At 55.9% G+C, this 17,577-nt stretch carries 13 protein-coding genes; 4 read left to right on the forward strand and 9 right to left on the reverse strand.

What is annotated here, in order from left to right; translation table 11 throughout:
* Positions 1-283: 283 nt before the first annotated feature.
* From asnB to nagB, 5 genes are all read right to left on the reverse strand, one after another.
* A complete protein-coding gene (gene asnB, locus SIK97_RS10310; RefSeq protein WP_025106390.1) occupies positions 284-1,945 on the reverse strand; it encodes an asparagine synthase B in 1,662 nt (553 codons plus the stop codon).
* 278 nt (positions 1,946-2,223) lie between these two features.
* Positions 2,224-2,976: an HAD-IIA family hydrolase gene (locus tag SIK97_RS10315; RefSeq protein ID WP_004100215.1), complete on the reverse strand. Its 753-nt coding sequence runs from the start codon at positions 2,974-2,976 to the stop codon at positions 2,224-2,226.
* A 45-nt stretch (positions 2,977-3,021) separates the two neighbouring features.
* Complete coding sequence (gene nagC / locus SIK97_RS10320; RefSeq protein WP_025106389.1) at positions 3,022-4,242, reverse strand: DNA-binding transcriptional regulator NagC; 1,221 nt, start codon at positions 4,240-4,242, stop codon at positions 3,022-3,024.
* Positions 4,243-4,250: 8 nt separating this feature from the next.
* Positions 4,251-5,399 carry an N-acetylglucosamine-6-phosphate deacetylase gene (gene nagA, locus SIK97_RS10325; protein WP_014228413.1) on the reverse strand — a complete coding sequence of 383 codons (1,149 nt, stop codon included), beginning with the start codon at positions 5,397-5,399 and terminating at the stop codon, positions 4,251-4,253.
* Positions 5,400-5,459: 60 nt separating this feature from the next.
* Entirely contained in the window at positions 5,460-6,260 is an 801-nt protein-coding gene (gene nagB / locus SIK97_RS10330) for a glucosamine-6-phosphate deaminase (protein ID WP_004130458.1), read from the reverse strand.
* Between the two features lie 312 nt (positions 6,261-6,572).
* Here nagB and nagE point away from each other — a divergent pair, with 312 nt between their 5' ends.
* The 4 genes from nagE to chiQ all read left to right on the forward strand — a co-directional run bounded on the left by nagE (position 6,573) and on the right by chiQ (position 12,591).
* Positions 6,573-8,525 (forward strand): PTS N-acetyl glucosamine transporter subunit IIABC, encoded by a 1,953-nt coding sequence (gene nagE / locus SIK97_RS10335; protein ID WP_057173509.1) that lies wholly within the window; start codon positions 6,573-6,575, stop codon positions 8,523-8,525.
* Between the two features lie 178 nt (positions 8,526-8,703).
* On the forward strand, positions 8,704-10,371 hold the full coding sequence (gene glnS / locus SIK97_RS10340) for a glutamine--tRNA ligase (RefSeq protein ID WP_004848839.1): 1,668 nt from the start codon (positions 8,704-8,706) through the stop codon (positions 10,369-10,371).
* A gap of 437 nt (positions 10,372-10,808) precedes the next feature.
* Positions 10,809-12,212, forward strand: a complete 1,404-nt coding sequence (chiP, locus tag SIK97_RS10345) for a chitoporin ChiP (RefSeq protein ID WP_004130464.1) — start codon at positions 10,809-10,811, stop codon at positions 12,210-12,212.
* A 46-nt stretch (positions 12,213-12,258) separates the two neighbouring features.
* Complete coding sequence (gene chiQ, locus SIK97_RS10350) at positions 12,259-12,591, forward strand: ChiQ/YbfN family lipoprotein (protein WP_004848843.1); 333 nt, start codon at positions 12,259-12,261, stop codon at positions 12,589-12,591.
* Between the two features lie 52 nt (positions 12,592-12,643).
* Here the strand turns inward: chiQ and SIK97_RS10355 are convergent, their stop codons facing one another.
* The 4 genes from SIK97_RS10355 to tcuR all read right to left on the reverse strand — a co-directional run bounded on the left by SIK97_RS10355 (position 12,644) and on the right by tcuR (position 17,547).
* On the reverse strand, positions 12,644-13,939 hold the full coding sequence (locus SIK97_RS10355) for an MFS transporter (protein ID WP_049104006.1): 1,296 nt from the start codon (positions 13,937-13,939) through the stop codon (positions 12,644-12,646).
* Between the two features lie 54 nt (positions 13,940-13,993).
* On the reverse strand, positions 13,994-15,133 hold the full coding sequence (tcuB, locus tag SIK97_RS10360; RefSeq protein WP_014837817.1) for a tricarballylate utilization 4Fe-4S protein TcuB: 1,140 nt from the start codon (positions 15,131-15,133) through the stop codon (positions 13,994-13,996).
* Positions 15,120-16,523 (reverse strand): FAD-dependent tricarballylate dehydrogenase TcuA, encoded by a 1,404-nt coding sequence (tcuA, locus tag SIK97_RS10365; RefSeq protein WP_057173511.1) that lies wholly within the window; start codon positions 16,521-16,523, stop codon positions 15,120-15,122. The genes tcuB and tcuA overlap by 14 nt, the downstream gene beginning before the upstream one ends.
* 97 nt (positions 16,524-16,620) lie before the next feature.
* Positions 16,621-17,547, reverse strand: coding sequence for a tricarballylate utilization LysR family transcriptional regulator TcuR (gene tcuR / locus SIK97_RS10370; RefSeq protein WP_025106387.1), 927 nt, complete (start codon positions 17,545-17,547; stop codon positions 16,621-16,623).
* Positions 17,548-17,577 lie beyond the last annotated feature (30 nt).

The raw sequence follows: 17,577 nt of genomic DNA on the forward strand, positions 1-17,577 counted from the left end.
CCTGTGACCCCATCATTATGAGTGATGTGCTCTAACCAGCTGAGCTACGTAGCCATCTTTTTGCGCGTTACCTTATCGGCGTTGCGGGGCGCATTATGCGTATTGAGCCTTGAAGCGTCAACCCCTTTTTCATCGAAAATGGACTGAACGTAACTGTTTGGTTAGGTTGCGAACAGCGTGGTGCAATAATCGGCAATTATTGGTTATTTATCGTTTTTAACGGCTTAAATAAGGCACAAAACAAAAACGGACCCCGAAGAGTCCGTTTTGAAAACAGCGTCGGTTAGTAGGCCGACTGGTGTACGCCAACCGCGCGTCCCGACGGATCGTTCATTTTTTTGAAAGATTCGTCCCACTCAATCGCTTTTGCTGAAGAGCATGCGACGGAAGGGCCGCCAGGAACGCATTCGGCCGCGCTCGGTACCGGGAACAGCTCTTCGAAAATCTCACGGTACAGATACGCTTCTTTCGAGGAAGGCGTGTTGTACGGGAAGCGGAAGCTGGCGGTTTCCAGCTGCCGATCGGAAATCTGTTCAGCGGCCACTTCTTTTAAGGTGTCGATCCAGCTGTAACCAACGCCATCAGAGAACTGTTCTTTCTGGCGCCAGGCGACGCTCGCCGGCAGGTAAGATTCAAAACATTCACGCAAGACATGTTTTTCCATTTTACCGTTGCCGCACATTTTATCCTGCGGGTTGATACGCATCGCCACGTCGAGGAATTTCTTATCCAGGAACGGAACGCGCGCTTCAACGCCCCAGGCGGACATCGCTTTGTTGGCGCGAGCGCAGTCAAACATATGCAGCGCCTGCAGTTTGCGCACGGTCTCTTCGTGCAGCTCTTTGGCGTTGGGCGCTTTATGGAAATAGAGGTAGCCGCCAAATACTTCGTCAGAACCTTCGCCGGACAGCACCATTTTGATGCCCATGGCTTTGATTTTACGCGACATCAGATACATTGGCGTTGACGCGCGAATCGTCGTCACGTCGTAGGTTTCAATGTGATAGATAACATCGCGAATCGCGTCCAGGCCTTCCTGCACCGTAAAGTGGATCTCGTGGTGTACGGTACCCAGATGGTTAGCCACTTCCTGCGCGGCTTTCAGGTCGGGGGCGCCCTCCAGGCCGACGGCGAAGGAGTGCAGCTGCGGCCACCAGGCTTCTGATTTTTCCTGATCTTCGACGCGGCGCGCGGCATATTTTTTGGTGATGGCGGAAATCACCGATGAATCCAGGCCGCCGGAGAGCAGTACGCCGTACGGAACATCGGACATCAGGTGGCTTTTCACCGACTCTTCCAGCGCCTGACGCAGTTCGTTTTTGTCCGTGACGTTGTCTTTGACCGCGTCGTAGTCGAACCAGTCGCGCTGGTAGTACTCGCGGATTTCGCCATCTTTGCTCCACAGGTAGCTGCCTGCCGGGAACTCTTTAATCGTGCGGCAAACCGGAACCAGCGCTTTCATTTCAGAGGCAACGTAGAAGTTACCGTGTTCGTCGTGACCCATATACAGCGGGATGATGCCGATGTGGTCGCGACCAATCAGATACGCGTCTTTTTCGCTGTCGTAGAGAGCGAAAGCAAACATCCCCTGCAAATCGTCGAGGAAGTCCGGGCCTTTTTCCTGATACAGCGCGAGGATAACTTCGCAGTCGGAACCGGTCTGGAACGCATAGCGGTCGCCGTATTCCGCGCGCAGCGCCTGGTGGTTGTAGATTTCACCGTTGACGGCGAGAGCGTGAGTTTTAGCGGCGTTATACAGCGGCTGCGCGCCGGCGTTGACGTCGACGATCGACAGGCGTTCATGCGCCAGGATGGCTTTATCGCAGGCATAGACGCCGGACCAGTCCGGACCACGGTGGCGCATCAGTCGGGAAAGCTCCAGTGCCTTTTTACGCAGCTCACCCGCGTCAGTTTTAATATCCAGTACGCCAAAAATCGAACACATAGCCTTCTCCGTTACCCTGTCTTGTTTGATGTTGTGCAGACTTCGTCTTATTGCGAAGCCTCAGTGCATGCTTTAGAAAATGCCGCAAAGGCGCGGAGGGCGCAAGGGGTTTACGGCAGTAAAAGGAAATAATGCAATTGTGATTGTCGAATAGTGAAAAAAGAGTACGTTTTGAGCGCTTTTGTTGCTGAATATTTAGTGATGGCGCTTTTTTTTTAGATAAAAGCGTTCAGGAGAGGCTTAGAAATAAGAAACCACGTCGCAGGACGTGGTTTTATTTAGAAGATATCGATTTCCGCAACGGAGGGATAAATCCAGGAAGGGCGGAACGGCATGCTGTCGATATCATCGAGCGTGGCAACCCCGGAAAGTACCAGAATGGTTTCCAGACCGGCCTGGAAGCCTGCCAGAATATCCGTTCGCAGGTTATCGCCGACGATCACCGTCTGTTCCGAATGCGCCTGCATTTTATTGAGCGCGGAGCGGATAATCCACGGGCTCGGTTTCCCCACGTAGAACGGCTTACGACCGGAGATTTTTTCTATACCGGCGCACAGCGCCCCGCAGGCCGGGTAGTAGCCGCGACCGTGGGTATCCGGGTTAGTGGCGATAAAGCGCGCGCCGTTGGCGACAAAAAAAGCGGCCTTATGCATCATCTCCCAGTTAAAGGAGCGCGTCTCACCGACGATAACAAAATCCGGATTGACGTCGGTGATGGTAAAGCCGGCTTTGTACAGTTCGTGAATCAGCGCGCCTTCCCCGACCACATAGGCTTTTTTGCCTTCCTGGCGACGCAGAAAATCCGCCGTGGCCATTGCTGAGGTATAAAAGGCGGTATCAGGAACATCGATTCCCGCCGTCGCAAAGCGGTTTGCCAGATCCTGACCGGTTTGAGAAGGGTAGTTGGTCAGCATCACCAGCGGCATCTCTTTCTCGAGTATGCGTTTGATGAATTCAGCGGCGCCCGGCACGGCCACATTGTCGTGCATCAGCACGCCGTCAATATCACAAATTACGTTTTGAATGGTCATGAACTGTCCGACATCGTTGGAGAAAGGCGAAACTATAAAGCGGCTTTAGCTTTCCAGCAAACGCTGGAGCAGAGTCCCGTTGAGCATCGCACGCTTTACCAGGGCAAAAGCGCCAATGGCTGAGCGATGATCGAGCGTGGATCGCACTACCGGCAGGTTTTTGCGAAACGCCTTCAGCGCCTGGGTATTAATACAGCCTTCGATTGCCGGCAGAAGGACTTTTTCCGCTTCCACGATCTCCCCGGCAATCACCACTTTTTGCGGATTAAACAGGTTAATGGCGATAGCGATGGTTTTACCCAGATGGCGGCCAACGTGCTCGATCACCTCACAGGCCAGCGCATCGCCTTTATTCGCGGCTTTGCAGATCGTTTTGATCGAACAGTCATCGAGGGAGATTTTGCTCTGATAACCCTGTTCCAGCAGATGACGAACGCGATGTTCAATAGCGGCATTGGCGGCGACGGTTTCCAGACAGCCGAAGTTACCGCAGTGGCAGCGCTCGCCTAACGGGTCGACCTGGATATGGCCGATTTCCCCGACGTTACCGTTACGGCCAATAAAAATCCGCCCGTTGGAGATGATCCCTGCGCCGGTTCCGCGGTGTACGCGCACCAGAATGGAGTCTTCACAGTCGTGGCTCGCACCAAAATAGTGCTCCGCCAGCGCGAGGCTACGAATATCGTGGCCGACGTAGCAGGTAACTTTAAAGCGTTTTTCCAGCGCTTCAACCAGCCCCCAGTTTTCCACCTGAATGTGCGGCATATAGCGAATGACGCCGCTTTCCGGATCGACCAGCCCCGGCAGGATCACCGAAATAGCGATCAGCTCGCGGATTTTACGCTGACAGCTTTCCATAAAGGTGGCGATGATGTTAAGCAGGGCGTGTTCCAGCGTTTCCTGAGTTCTTTCCGGCAGCGGGTAGTGCTCTTCTTCAAGAGTCTTGCTGCTTAAATCATAGAGGGTCAGGGTGGCGTCGTAGCGGCCAAGGCGTACGCCGATGGCGTGGAAGCCGCGGGTTTCGGCAACAATGGAGATGGCGCGGCGGCCCCCGGTGGAGGCCTGCTGATCGACTTCTTTGATCAGTCCGCGTTCAATAAGCTGACGCGTAATTTTGGTTACGCTGGCAGGGGCAAGCTGGCTTTGTTCCGCAATCTGGATACGCGAGATGGGGCCGTGCTGATCGATGAGCCGATAGACGGCCGCGCTGTTCAGCTGTTTTACGAGATCGACGTTACCAATTTGAGCCTGTCCGCCTGCTGTCATACTTTTACTTACTCAGTGACGACCTCGTTACCATTAACGATGGTCTTGGTGATTTTATAATCACGGGTGAATGCGGTCAGGTTAGCGACCATCCCCGGGGCAATGCTGCCTAACTGTTTGTCTACGCCAATGGCGCGGGAAGGGTAGAGCGTCGCCATACGCAACACTTCATCCAGCGCGATGCCGCAATGCTCAACGAGGTTACGCACCCCTTCAATCATGGTCAATGAAGAGCCGCTGAGGGTACCGTTCTCATCTACGCACAGGCCGTTCCGGTAGTATATTGTTTTACCGGCAAAAATGAACTGCTCAATATTGGCACCCGCCGGCGCCGTCGCGTCGGTAACCAGACACAGCTTGTCGCCTTTCAAGCGTTTAGCGAGGCGCACGTTAGCGAAATCGACGTGCATACCATCGACGATGATGCCGCAGTAGACATCCGGCTCGTCGAAAATCGCGCCAGCCAGGCCCGGCTCACGGCCGGTAATATACGGCATGGCGTTAAACAGATGGGTAGCAAAGGTAATCCCGGCGCGGAAACCGATTTTCGCTTCTTTAAGCGTCGCGTTGGAGTGACCGGCGGAGACGATGATGCCGGCGGCCACCAGTTTGCGGATAACCTCCGGTTCCACCCGTTCCGGCGCAAGCGTGATTTTGGTTATCACGTCCGCGTTTTCGCACAGGAAATCCACCAGCGCGGCATCCGGTTTGCGTACGTAGTCCGGGTTGTGGGTGCCTTTTTTAACAATATTCAGCCACGGGCCTTCAAGATGCAGACCCAGCGCCTGGTTAGGATGTTTTTGCAGGTATTCGCGCATCACGCGTACGCCCTGTTTCATCAGGTCGTCGCTGGAGGTGATCAGCGTGGGCAGATAGCTGGTGCAGCCGGAGCGTTCATTGGCCTTCTGCATAATCTCCAGCGTTTCAACGGTGACCGCGTCCGCCGTGTCGTTGAACTGCACGCCGCCGCAGCCGTTAAGCTGGACGTCGATAAAACCGGGGGCAAGGATCGCGCCATCAACCGAGCGCTGTTCGATCCCGGTGGGCAGTTCAGTCTGAGGACAGATACGTTCGATAAGGCCATTGGCGATAACAATCGCATGGTCATCCAGAATTTCGTGACCGGTATAAATCCGGCCTTGGGTTAATGCATACATTACGACCCCCGGTTGTCAAAAATGGTTGTCCCGCGGGGGCAGCCGCGGGACGAGACTACATTACAGACCTTTGATATTTTCGGCTTCTAACTCGTTGAAATATTTCAGTGTCTTAACTTTCAGTTCCATGGTGGACGGCTCATCGCAGACCACCACCGCTTTCGGGTGCAGCTGCAGACAGGTAATGGTCCACATATGGTTTACGTTGCCTTCCACCGCCGCCTGCAGCGCCAGCGCTTTCTGATGACCCAGCACCAGAATCATCACTTCCTCCGCGTCCAGCAGCGTGCCCACGCCAACGGTCAGCGCGTACTTAGGCACCTGGTCAACGTCACCGTCGAAGAAACGGGAATTCGCTACGCGAGTATCATGGGTCAGGGTTTTGATGCGTGTGCGTGAAGCCAAAGAAGAGGCTGGTTCGTTAAAAGCGATGTGGCCATCGTTACCCACGCCGCCCATAAACAGGTGGATTTTACCGTAAGAACGAATTTTTTCTTCATAGCGACGGCATTCTGCATCAATATCCGGCGCGTTACCATTCAGCAGGTTAATATTTTCCGCCGGGATATCAACGTGATCAAAGAAGTTGCGATGCATAAAGCTATGATAGCTTTCCGGATGCTCTTTCGGCAGCCCAACGTACTCATCCATGTTGAAGGTGACAACATGCTTAAAGCTAACCTGGCCTGCTTTGTGCATCTCAACCAGGGCTTTATAAGCGGTCAGAGGCGTACCGCCGGTAGGCAGGCCCAGGACAAACGGACGGTCCGCAGTCGGTTTGAACGCATTGATGCGGTTAACGATATGCCGGGCAGCCCATTTACCGACTTGTTCAGCTGTTACCAGGGGGATCAGTCTCATTGTTCACCTCTATAGTTAAATTAGAACCTGGCGGATTGGCGCCAGCATACTATTAAGAGTATCGCAGCAACTGCGCCGAGCGGGGTCAATCCGTGTTGATTTTTTGAATGATAAAATAAGTTTTCGTTGTTAGCCAGTCAAAGGCGGAGGTGAATACGATATTTGGTGACTATTGTCACAAAAAATACCCATTTAATTTGCGAGACGAATTAATTTTTCAGACACTTTGCAGGTAAGTTAAAAATTTAACCAGGTTACACAATAATAAAGTGGCTTTAATGAGCCTTATCGGGGTCTCATAGGGGGAATAAGATGAATATTTTAGGTTTTTTTCAGCGACTCGGTAGGGCGTTACAGCTCCCTATCGCAGTGCTGCCGGTCGCGGCGCTGCTGCTGCGATTCGGTCAACCGGATCTGCTTAACATTTCGTTTATCGCCCAGGCGGGCGGGGCAATCTTTGACAACCTGGCGCTGATTTTCGCTATCGGCGTCGCATCCAGCTGGTCGAAAGACAGCGCCGGTGCCGCAGCGCTGGCGGGGGCGGTAGGTTACTTCGTGTTGACGAAAGCGATGGTCACCATCAACCCGGCCATCAACATGGGCGTCCTGGCGGGTATCATTACCGGTCTGGTTGGCGGTGCCGTCTATAACCGCTGGTCGGGTATCAAACTGCCTGACTTCCTGAGCTTCTTCGGCGGCAAACGCTTTGTACCTATCGCAACCGGCTTCATCTGCCTGGTGCTGGCAGCCATCTTCGGCTACGTCTGGCCGCCGGTGCAGAACGCCATCCATGCAGGTGGTGAATGGATTGTGGGCGCGGGCGCGCTCGGCTCCGGTATCTTTGGTTTCATCAACCGTCTGCTGATCCCGACGGGTCTGCATCAGGTGCTGAACACCATCGCCTGGTTCCAGATTGGTGAATTCACCAACGCTGCTGGCGCCGTGTTCCACGGTGATATCAACCGCTTCTATGCGGGTGACGGCACCGCGGGGATGTTCATGTCCGGCTTCTTCCCGATCATGATGTTCGGTCTGCCGGGTGCGGCGCTGGCGATGTATTTCGCGGCCCCGAAAGAGCGTCGTCCGATGGTCGGCGGTATGCTGCTGTCGGTTGCCATCACCGCATTCCTGACCGGTGTGACTGAGCCGCTGGAATTCCTGTTCATGTTCCTGGCGCCGCTGCTGTATCTCCTGCACGCCATCCTGACCGGTATCAGCCTGTTCGTTGCGACGGCGCTGGGTATCCACGCGGGCTTCTCTTTCTCCGCAGGCGCCATCGACTATGTGCTGATGTACAGCCTGCCGGCAGCCAGTAAAAACGTCTGGATGCTGATTGTGATGGGCGTTGTGTTCTTCGTTATCTACTTCCTGTTGTTCAGCGCGGTAATCCGCATGTTCAATCTGAAAACGCCGGGTCGTGAAGATAAAGTGGATGACGTGGTCACTGAAGAGGCCAACAGCAATACCGAAGAAGGTTTAACCCAGTTGGCGACCAACTACATCGCGGCGGTCGGCGGTACGGATAACCTGAAAGCGATTGATGCCTGTATTACCCGTCTGCGTCTGACCGTGGCGGACTCTGCGCTGGTTAACGACGCGGCCTGTAAGCGCCTCGGCGCTTCCGGTGTGGTTAAACTGAACAAGCAGACCATCCAGGTTATCGTGGGTGCGAAAGCCGAATCCGTCGGCGATGAAATGAAGAAAGTGGTTGCCCGTGGCCCGGTTGCCGCGGCGGCTGCAGCGTCTCACAGCGCACCCGTAGCCGCTCAGGCTGCTAAACCGCAGGCTGTTGCTAACGCGAAAACCGTCGAAGCGCTGGTTTCGCCGATTACCGGCGACATTGTAGCGCTGGAGCAGGTACCGGATGAAGCGTTCGCCAGCAAAGCCGTCGGCGACGGCGTGGCGGTGAAACCGACCGATAAGATTGTTGTTGCGCCGGCGGCAGGCACCGTGGTGAAGATTTTCAACACCAACCATGCTTTCTGTCTGGAAACTGAAAACGGTGCGGAAATCGTCGTCCATATGGGTATCGATACCGTCGCGCTTAACGGCCAGGGCTTTAAACGTCTGGTGGAAGAGGGCGCGGAAGTGAAAGCGGGTCAGCCGATTCTGGAACTGGATCTTGAGTTCCTGAACGCTAACGCGCGCTCGATGATTAGCCCGGTCGTATGCAGCAATAGCGACGACTACAGCGCGCTGGTTATCCAGGCAACCGGTAAAGTGGTTGCTGGCCAGACGCCGCTGTACGAAATTAAAGGCAAATAAGACTCCTGAGTGGCGTTTATGCCTCAGCGGCGCAGCGAAACCTGCGCCGCTTTTTTTTACCGCAAACACCCCCATAATCTCCTTCCGATCGCTATTTTGCGTAACTAATAGTTGTCTCTACGCCCTGCTTGTAAGATCATGTGCCGTTATACGTTGTTTACGCTTTGAGGAACCCACGATGAGTGAGGCAGAAGCCCGCCCGACTAACTTTATTCGTCAGATCATTGATGAAGATCTGGCTACTGGTAAGCACACCACCGTTCATACCCGTTTTCCACCGGAACCGAACGGCTATCTGCACATTGGCCACGCGAAGTCTATTTGCCTGAACTTTGGTATCGCTCAGGATTACCAGGGCCAATGCAACCTGCGTTTCGATGACACCAACCCGGTGAAGGAAGATATCGAATACGTTGAGTCGATTAAAAACGACGTGCAGTGGTTAGGTTTCCACTGGTCCGGGGATGTTTGCTACTCGTCTGATTATTTCGATCAGCTGCACCAGTATGCGGTTGAACTGATCAATAAAGGTCTGGCCTACGTTGACGAACTGTCAGCGGAAGAGATCCGTGAGTACCGCGGCACGCTGAAAGAGCCGGGTAAAAATAGCCCGTATCGCGATCGCAGCGTGGAAGAGAACCTGGCGCTGTTTGAAAAAATGCGCAGCGGTGGATTTGCCGAAGGTAAAGCCTGCCTGCGCGCGAAAATCGACATGGCCTCTCCGTTTATCGTGATGCGCGATCCGGTGCTGTACCGCATTAAGTTTGCCGACCATCACCAGACCGGAAGCAAGTGGTGCATCTACCCGATGTACGACTTTACCCACTGCATCAGCGATGCGCTGGAAGGGATTACCCACTCGCTGTGTACTCTCGAGTTCCAGGATAACCGCCGCCTGTACGATTGGGTGCTGGATAACATCAGCATCCCCGTGCATCCGCGCCAGTATGAATTCTCGCGCCTCAACCTCGAATACACCGTGATGTCCAAGCGTAAGCTGAATCAGCTGGTGACCGAGAAGCACGTTGAGGGCTGGGATGACCCGCGTATGCCGACCATTTCCGGTCTGCGCCGTCGCGGCTATACCGCTGAATCCATCCGCGAGTTCTGCAAACGCATCGGCGTGACCAAGCAGGACAACACTATCGAAATCGCTTCGCTGGAATCCTGCATCCGTGAAGATCTGAACGAAAACGCCCCGCGCGCGATGGCCGTTATCGACCCGGTTAAGCTGGTTATCGAAAACTATCCGCAGGGCGGCAGCGAAATCGTGACCATGCCGAATCATCCGAATAAACCGGAGATGGGCAGCCGCGAGGTGCCGTTCAGCGGCGAAATCTGGATCGATCGCGCCGACTTCCGCGAGGAAGCGAACAAGCAGTACAAGCGTCTGGTGCTGGGTAAAGAAGTTCGCCTGCGTAACGCTTACGTGATCAAAGCGGAGCGCGTGGAGAAAGATGCGGAAGGCAACATCACCACTATCTTCTGCACCTACGATGCCGATACCCTGAGCAAAGATCCGGCCGACGGCCGCAAGGTGAAGGGCGTGATTCACTGGGTGAGCGCGGCGCACGCGCTGCCGGTAGAAATCCGCCTGTACGATCGCCTGTTCAGCGTACCGAACCCGGGCGCGGCGGAGGACTTCCTCTCGGTGATGAATCCGGAGTCGCTGGTGATCAAGCAGGGTTTTGCCGAGCCGAGCCTGGCGCAGGCGCAGCCGGAAAAAGCGTATCAGTTCGAGCGCGAAGGTTATTTTTGCCTGGATAGCCGCTATGCAACCGCAACCCAGCTGGTGTTTAACCGCACCGTCGGTCTGCGCGACACATGGGCGAAAGTCGGCGCGTAGCTACCCGCCGTTATTGAGAACGCCGCTTACTGCGGCGTTTTTTTTATTCAGAATCAGAGAATTAAATCCTCATATTTTTTCGATGCGAATTAATCTTGTTTACAGATTGTAATAACCGCTTTTTTTAACCCTTTCCATCCATTGCATATAAATATGTAATCGCTTTCATTTCCCCTAATTTTCTCTTTTTTTGCAAGCACTTCACCCGAAAAAAGTGTGACATCTACGACTGAAACAAAAAGACATAAATTATGTGCGCTTTGTCATAATCTTCATCTTTGGTCGGCGAAAGAGATTGATAATTCGCGTCACGAAAAATAGTCTATACCTAGTGGTTATGCGAATTTTTACCGCACCACTTTTTAAGCAGTCTTATTTTATTTTTTTGCGCGTTGCCATTGGTAACCGCACTTTAAAACGTCAAAGAGGATATGCATATGCGTACGTTTAGTGGCAAACGTAGTACGCTGGCGCTGGCTATTGCCGGTGTCACAGCCCTGTCAGGATTTGCAATGGTGCCGGATGCAAAAGCAGAAGGGTTCATTGATGATTCAACGTTAACCGGCGGTATCTATTACTGGCAGCGTGAGCGCGACCGTAAAGATGTGACCGACGGCGATAAATATAAAACTAACCTGTCGCACTCCACCTGGAACGCCAACCTCGATTTCCAGTCCGGCTATGCCGCCGACATGTTCGGTATTGACGTTGCTGCCTTTACCGCCATCGAAATGGGCGAAAGCAGCGAGAGCGGTCACCCGAACGAAATCGCTTTCTCCTCGCGCAATAAAACCTACGATGAAGACTATTCCGGCGATAAGAGCGGGATCAGCCTGTATAAAGCAGCCGCAAAATTTAAATTTGGCCCGACCTGGGCGCGCGCGGGCTATATTCAGCCAACCGGCCAGACGCTGCTGGCGCCGCACTGGAGCTTTATGCCGGGTACCTATCAGGGGGCTGAAGCCGGTGCGAACTTTGACTACGGCGATGCGGGCGCGCTGAGTTTCTCCTATATGTGGACGAACGAATATAAAGCGCCGTGGCACATTGAGATGGATGAGTTCTACCAGAACGACAAGAAAACCAAGGTGGATTACCTTCACTCTCTTGGCGCCAAATATGATTTTAAAAACGACCTTGTGCTGGAAGCGGCGTTTGGTCAGGCACAGGGTTATATCGACCAGTATTTTGCCAAGGCCAGCTATAAGTTTGATGTTGCAGGCACGCCGTTAACCACCAGCTATCAGTTCTACGGCACCCGCGATAAGGTCAGCAACGGCGGGGTTAACGATATCTATGACGGCACCGCGTGGCTGCAGGCATTGACCTTTGGCTATAAGGTTGCCGACGTTCTGGACCTGCGTCTGGAAGGAACCTGGGTTAAAGCTGATGGTCAGCAGGGCTACTTCCTGCAGCGTATGACGCCAACTTACGCATCGTCTAACGGGCGACTGGATATCTGGTGGGATAACCGTTCGGACTTCAACGCCAACGGTGAAAAAGCGGTGTTCTTCGGCGCGATGTATGACATGAAGAACTGGAACATGCCGGGCTGGGCCTTCGGCGCCTCCTACGTTTATGCCTGGGATGCGAAGCCGGGGAGAATGTCCTCGCCTGATGCGTACTACAACCCGGATAAACGCCTGGAAGAGTCCGCCTATAGCCTGGATGCCATGTACACCGTTCAGGAAGGACGCGCTAAGGGCACGCTGTTCAAACTCCACTTTACGCAATACGACAACCACTCCGATATCCCAAGCTGGAGCGGTGGTTACGGCAACATCTTCCAGGATGAGCGCGACGTGAAGTTCATGGTTATCGCTCCGTTCACCATTTTCTGATGCCACTGCGGCGGGGGAAACCCGCCGCAATTTCCCGAGGTTCATGATGAAAAAGTTAATACTTGTCGCCATTATGGCAGCAGGTCTGGTTGCCTGTACCCAGTCGCCAGCGCCTAAGGAAGACTCAAAGTTAAAAGATGCCTACAGCGCCTGCATTAATACCGCAGAGGGCAATCCGGATAAAGTTGAAGCCTGTCAGAGCGTACTGAACGTGCTGAAGCAGGAGAAACAGCATCAGCAGTTCGCGACCCAGGAAAGCGTGCGGGTGCTGGATTATCAGCAGTGTATCCAGGCGCGCAAAACCGGGAACGATCAGGCTGTAGAGGCGCGCTGCGACCAGATCTGGAAAGAGATCCACAGCAACAATACGCCGCGTTAAGCCAGACGGCGGCAAGCAAACGGGCGGAGCGTCAACTCCGCCCGTTGCTATTTTAGCGGGGTATTTCTGCCGGCTGGTAGCCGCGGCTCAGGCGTACGAAGAGCATCGCGGTAGCGGCCAGGCCGCATAGCGCGGCGCACATCAGCCACCAGCCCGGCGAGCTTTTGTCGCCCGTTATCTCGACCAGCGCGGTGGAAATGGCTGGCGTCAGGCCGCCGAAGATCGCGGTGGCGAGGCTAAAGGCCAGTGAAAAGCCCACGGTGCGGACGTAGACCGGCATCACTTCCGTCAGAGCGGCCACCATCGCGCCGTTATACATACCAAAGAAGAACGAGAACCAGAGCAGGACCAGCGTCATGCGGGTGAAATCCGGCGCGGCGGTGAGCCAGTGCATGACCGGCCAGGTAGTGAGCAGCGCCAGCAGGGTTATGCCCATCAGCACCGGCCGACGGCCTATTCTGTCAGAAATTGCCCCGCCAATCGGTAACCAGATAAAGTTAGAGATGCCGACCAGCATGGTCACCAGCAGACTGTCGCGGGCGCTCAGATGCAGAACGGCTCTACCGTAGGTCGGCGTATAGACGGTAATAAAATAAAAGGTGGTGGTGGTCATCGCCACCAGCAAGGTCCCCGCCGTGATGATGCGCCAGTTTTTGGCAATCGTGCTCAGGATCTCCCGCGTGTCAGGGCGATGCTTGCGCTGCAGAAAGGCTTCGGTTTCCTGCAACGAACGCCGCAGCACAAAAATCAGCGGAATAATCATACAGCCAATAAAGAAGGGAATACGCCAGCCCCATTCGGCAATCTCATCGTGGCCGAGCGTTTCATTCAGCGCGTAGCCAATCAGCGCCGCGACGACGATAGCCACCTGCTGGCTGGCGGATTGCCAGCTGGTATAGAACCCTTTTTTCCCCGGCGTGGCGATTTCCGACAGATAGACCGACACGCCGCCGAGCTCGACGCCCGCCGAGAATCCCTGCAGCAGGCGACCCACTAATACCAGAACGGGGGCGAGAACGCCGATGGTTTGATAGCCGGGAACCAGCGCTATCAGCAGCGTCCCGCAGCCCATAATTGCCAGCGTCACCATCAGCCCTTTACGCCGTCCGATCCTGTCAATATAGGCCCCCAGCACTATCGCGCCGATGGGGCGCATCAGAAAGCCCGAACCAAACACAGCGAAGGTCAGCATTAACGCCGCAAACTCGCTCTCCGCCGGAAAGAACGTTCTGGCGATATAGGTGGCGTAAAAGCCAAACAGAAAAAAGTCGAATTGTTCGAGAAAATTACCGCTGGTCACGCGGAGAATGGCGCCAAAGGTACCGGCGCGCGATGAGGGTTGCGTCATAGGGGTTGCTCTCCATTGTCTTTATCTTGTTTTTATAGAGGTAAGAGGAGCGGACTAGTCGCCTGCGACTGCCGCCTGTTTTCCGCGTCGTTTCTCAATCGCCCACTTGAGTAACGCCGCACAGCGATAAAATCCGTGGGCGAATTTTCCGTATGGCAGGGTCAAAAACAGCGCCATCACCACGCCGAGGTGAATGGCAAGCAGAATGCCCATCCACGAGGTGTCTCGTCCCGCCAGCAGGGCGAGGCCGGTGAAGCTGGTCAGCAGCAGCAGCAGAATAAAGCCGCGATCCATCGGTTTTTGCCGCGGGTCGCCGTGCAGCGGCGAGCGGCGCAGGTTCAGCCATAGCAAACCCGCCGGGCCCACCAGCAGGCCGATGCCGCCGAGCGTGCCCAGCACAACCGGTACGCTGAAGAACGGGTAGGGGGCCTCCCAGCCGGCGATATAGTGATACCCCGTGGCCACCACGGTGGCGGCGAAACAGAGCAGAAACCCGTAGAAGGTAAAGTGATGGAAACGGCGGCGCAGCAGGGTAAACGCGTCATCGGCCTCGTTGCAGCCCTTACCGTGCCCGCCGTCGAGATACTTCAGCGTGAGCGCATTATGCGAGGCTTTAGCGATGTCGATGGCCTGAGGCTGACCCGGCGAGATCTCGCGCCAGAAGCGGATCACCCCGGCCATTAGTAACCCCATGGCCAGTATGAAGACCGTGCCAAACATCCACGCCAGCAGGTTATGGGGAAAAATCTGGTAGAAATCGCCGGCCAGCGGTGGATGAAGCAGGGAGCCTTTGAGCCCCATCGCCAGCAGCAGAAAGAGGATCAGCCCGCCGACCAGCGCCAGTACCGTGGTTACGCCGGCCCGACGATACAGGCTGCCGAAAGCCGCGGGCTGAGCATAGTGTTGATAGGTCTCCAGGCGCACTTCCGCCATCGCCTTCGGGACATTAATGGCAAACTCGTGCGGCGGCGCGTACTGGCAGGCATGCAGGCAGGCGCCGCAGTTATGGCACAGGTTGGCCAGGTAGTTTATATCCGCTTTGCCAAAAGCCAGGCGCTGGGTCATGGCCGGAAACACGGCGCAAAACCCTTCGCAATAGCGGCAGGCGTTACAGACCTGCATCACCCGTTCAACTTCCGCTTCCGACTCGGTGATGATTTGCGCGTCAATGATCAGCTTTTCAAGCGATTTCATGGTATGTCTCCTGCTGCGCCGCGCGGGCGGCCTGCTGGCCGGCAATGCGGCCGAACGTCGTACCGATGGACATGCCCACGCCGGCGGTATACCCCTTGCCCAGCACGTTGCCGGCCATCATTTCGCCGGCGACGAACAGGTTGCGGCTCGGCTTGCCCGCAAAATGGACGGCGGCGCGTTCATTGACGTACAGCCCAAGGTAGGTAAAGGTGATCCCCGGCCGTAGGGCATAGCCGTAGTAGGGCGGGGTATCGATGGGCCGCGCCCAGTGGGTTTTCGGCGGCGTCAGGCCGGATGTCGCGCAGTTATCAAGCCGGGTATGATCGAACTGGCCCGGCGTACAGGCGGCATTGTAGCGGGCGATGGTTTGCGCCAGGCGTTCCGCGTCCAGCCCCAGCTGGCGAGCCAGCTCTTCAATGGTATTAGCCTGGGCGCCGGGGAAAACGGGCGGCATAAAGTGGCCGATCGCTTTGCTGTCGATGATCGAGTAGCCGATTTGCCCCGGCTGGTGGGCGACCAGCCTGCCCCAGATGGCATAGCGTTTGGGCCAGAAATCTTCCCCTTCATCATAAAAGCGCCCGGCGTCGCGGTTGACGACCACCCCCAGCGACACGCAGTCCACGCGCGTGCAGATCCCGCCATCGTAGAGCGGCGCCCGGGCGTCAATGGCGACGCAGTGGGATTGCGAGGGGTCGCCAATAATGTCAGCCCCGGCGTCAATCATAAACTTGAGCAGCACGCCCTGATTGAAGCGGGTGCCGCGGATGAGAAAGTTATCGGCTGGCCATTCACCGCGCTCATTCTGTCCCCATGCTTCACGCAGCCACTCGCGGTTAGATTCAAATCCGCCGGCGGCGAGGACGCAGGTTTTGGCGACGATCCTCTCTTCGCCCGCCAGCGCGGCGACGAATTCGCCGTTATCTAATTCGAGCGCCTGTACCGGCGTGTTGTAGCGGATCTTTACGCCCATCTGCTCCGCGCTGCGGTAATAGGCATTTATAAGAGCCTTGCCGCCGCCCATAAAAAAGGCGTTGGTGCGGGCCACGTGCAGGGCGCCGGAGAGCGGCGGCTGAAAGTTAACCCCGTGCTGGCGCATCCAGTCCCGGCACTGCGATGAGGTGCGGATCACCAGGCGCGCCAGCGCTTCGTTGGTGTTGCCCTCGGTGACGCGCAGCAGGTCCTGCCAGTACTCTTCTTCCGGATAGCTGTCGACCAAAACATCCTGCGGAGCATCGTGCATACAGCGAAGATTCCGCGTGTGCTGAGAGTTGCCGCCTCGCCATTCCCGCGGCGCGGCCTCCAGCAGCAGTACGGACGCGCCAGCTTCCCGGGCGGTTAAGGCGGCGCATAGCGCGGCATTGCCGCCGCCAATGACCAGTACATCCACCATTTATGGCTCCATTACGCTTTGCTTGATTGTTAAATTTGTAATGGAAATGTATGCGTTACGGCCGGCTGGACGCTATGGCGTATTGCTAAAGGGGGGTTTAGTTTGCGTAAAGGCTGGCGCCGGGCCAGCGACCTGACTCAACCAGCTGACGCATGACTTTCGCCAGTATTACGCGGGCCGCAAGGCCTGCCGGAGTCAGTTCATCATCGGAAAGGCTGACGAGAAAATTAGGTCGACTGAGTATCGGATTGTCGACGCCGATCACTCTCAGGGACTCGCTGTCGAGATGGGAAATTGCCGCCCCCGGCTGCAAAGTGGCGCCGAGCCCGTCGCGGACGGCGCGCATCAGCAGGGCCAGGCCGTCGATTTCAGCCACCACATCGACGCTCAGGGCATGCTCCTGGCAGATCGCCTCCAGCCTGCCGCGCAGTCCATGCCCCAGGCTTGGCATAATAAGCGGGATAGCGGCCAGCTGGCCAGGCGAGATGCTCGCTTCGGGAAGGGGAGAGAGCACGTCATGGGTGCCAATCAGAAACAGACGCTCTTCGAGAATAGGCCTGGCGCTCCAGCGCACAAGCTTCTCCTTCTGGAACACGATAGCTAAATCAAGCTGGCGGGTGTTGATCATGCGTTCAAGGTTACCGGAGAGGCTCTCGACCAAATGCAGGCGGACGTCGGCATAGCTTTCGCGCATCGCGTGAATAAAAGGCACCCCGAGAACGGAGGCGGTGCTGGGGGCCATACCGACGCTGACGTGGCCGGAAAGGCGCGCCTCGCGCGCGGCGAGAACCGCATCATCGGCGTGACGCAGCGCGAGCTGCGCCTGGGAGTAGAAGGCGAGGCCGGCGCTGGTCGGCATGACGCCGCGAGACGTCCGCTGCAGCAGGCGAATGGCGAGTTCGTTCTCCAGGCGCGCCATCTGTTGGCTAAGCGCGGAGACGCCGATATCCAGGTCAAGCGCGGCGCGGCCCATACTGCCGGTTTCAATAATGCGCACAAAATAGCGTAGCTGGCGAAGCTCCATGTCGACTCTCCGTACACGTCAGGATGCACT

It is taken from the genome of Klebsiella sp. JN_Kp126 (assembly GCF_033843325.1).
GTDB classification, from domain to species: Bacteria; Pseudomonadota; Gammaproteobacteria; order Enterobacterales; family Enterobacteriaceae; genus Klebsiella; species Klebsiella michiganensis.

Bases quoted from the DNA above. Each gene is read 5' to 3' on its own strand.
- nagB (WP_004130458.1), bottom strand. From the start codon at position 6,260: ATGAGACTGATCCCCCTGGTAACAGCTGAACAAGTCGGTAAATGGGCT.
- nagE (WP_057173509.1), top strand. From the start codon at position 6,573: ATGAATATTTTAGGTTTTTTTCAGCGACTCGGTAGGGCGTTACAGCTC.
- tcuB (WP_014837817.1), bottom strand. From the start codon at position 15,133: ATGAAATCGCTTGAAAAGCTGATCATTGACGCGCAAATCATCACCGAG.
- tcuA (WP_057173511.1), bottom strand. From the start codon at position 16,523: ATGGTGGATGTACTGGTCATTGGCGGCGGCAATGCCGCGCTATGCGCC.
- chiQ (WP_004848843.1), top strand. From the start codon at position 12,259: ATGAAAAAGTTAATACTTGTCGCCATTATGGCAGCAGGTCTGGTTGCC.
- SIK97_RS10315 (WP_004100215.1), bottom strand. From the start codon at position 2,976: ATGACCATTCAAAACGTAATTTGTGATATTGACGGCGTGCTGATGCAC.
- tcuR (WP_025106387.1), bottom strand. From the start codon at position 17,547: ATGGAGCTTCGCCAGCTACGCTATTTTGTGCGCATTATTGAAACCGGC.
- nagA (WP_014228413.1), bottom strand. From the start codon at position 5,399: ATGTATGCATTAACCCAAGGCCGGATTTATACCGGTCACGAAATTCTG.
- nagC (WP_025106389.1), bottom strand. From the start codon at position 4,242: ATGACAGCAGGCGGACAGGCTCAAATTGGTAACGTCGATCTCGTAAAA.
- asnB (WP_025106390.1), bottom strand. From the start codon at position 1,945: ATGTGTTCGATTTTTGGCGTACTGGATATTAAAACTGACGCGGGTGAG.
- SIK97_RS10355 (WP_049104006.1), bottom strand. From the start codon at position 13,939: ATGACGCAACCCTCATCGCGCGCCGGTACCTTTGGCGCCATTCTCCGC.
- glnS (WP_004848839.1), top strand. From the start codon at position 8,704: ATGAGTGAGGCAGAAGCCCGCCCGACTAACTTTATTCGTCAGATCATT.
- chiP (WP_004130464.1), top strand. From the start codon at position 10,809: ATGCGTACGTTTAGTGGCAAACGTAGTACGCTGGCGCTGGCTATTGCC.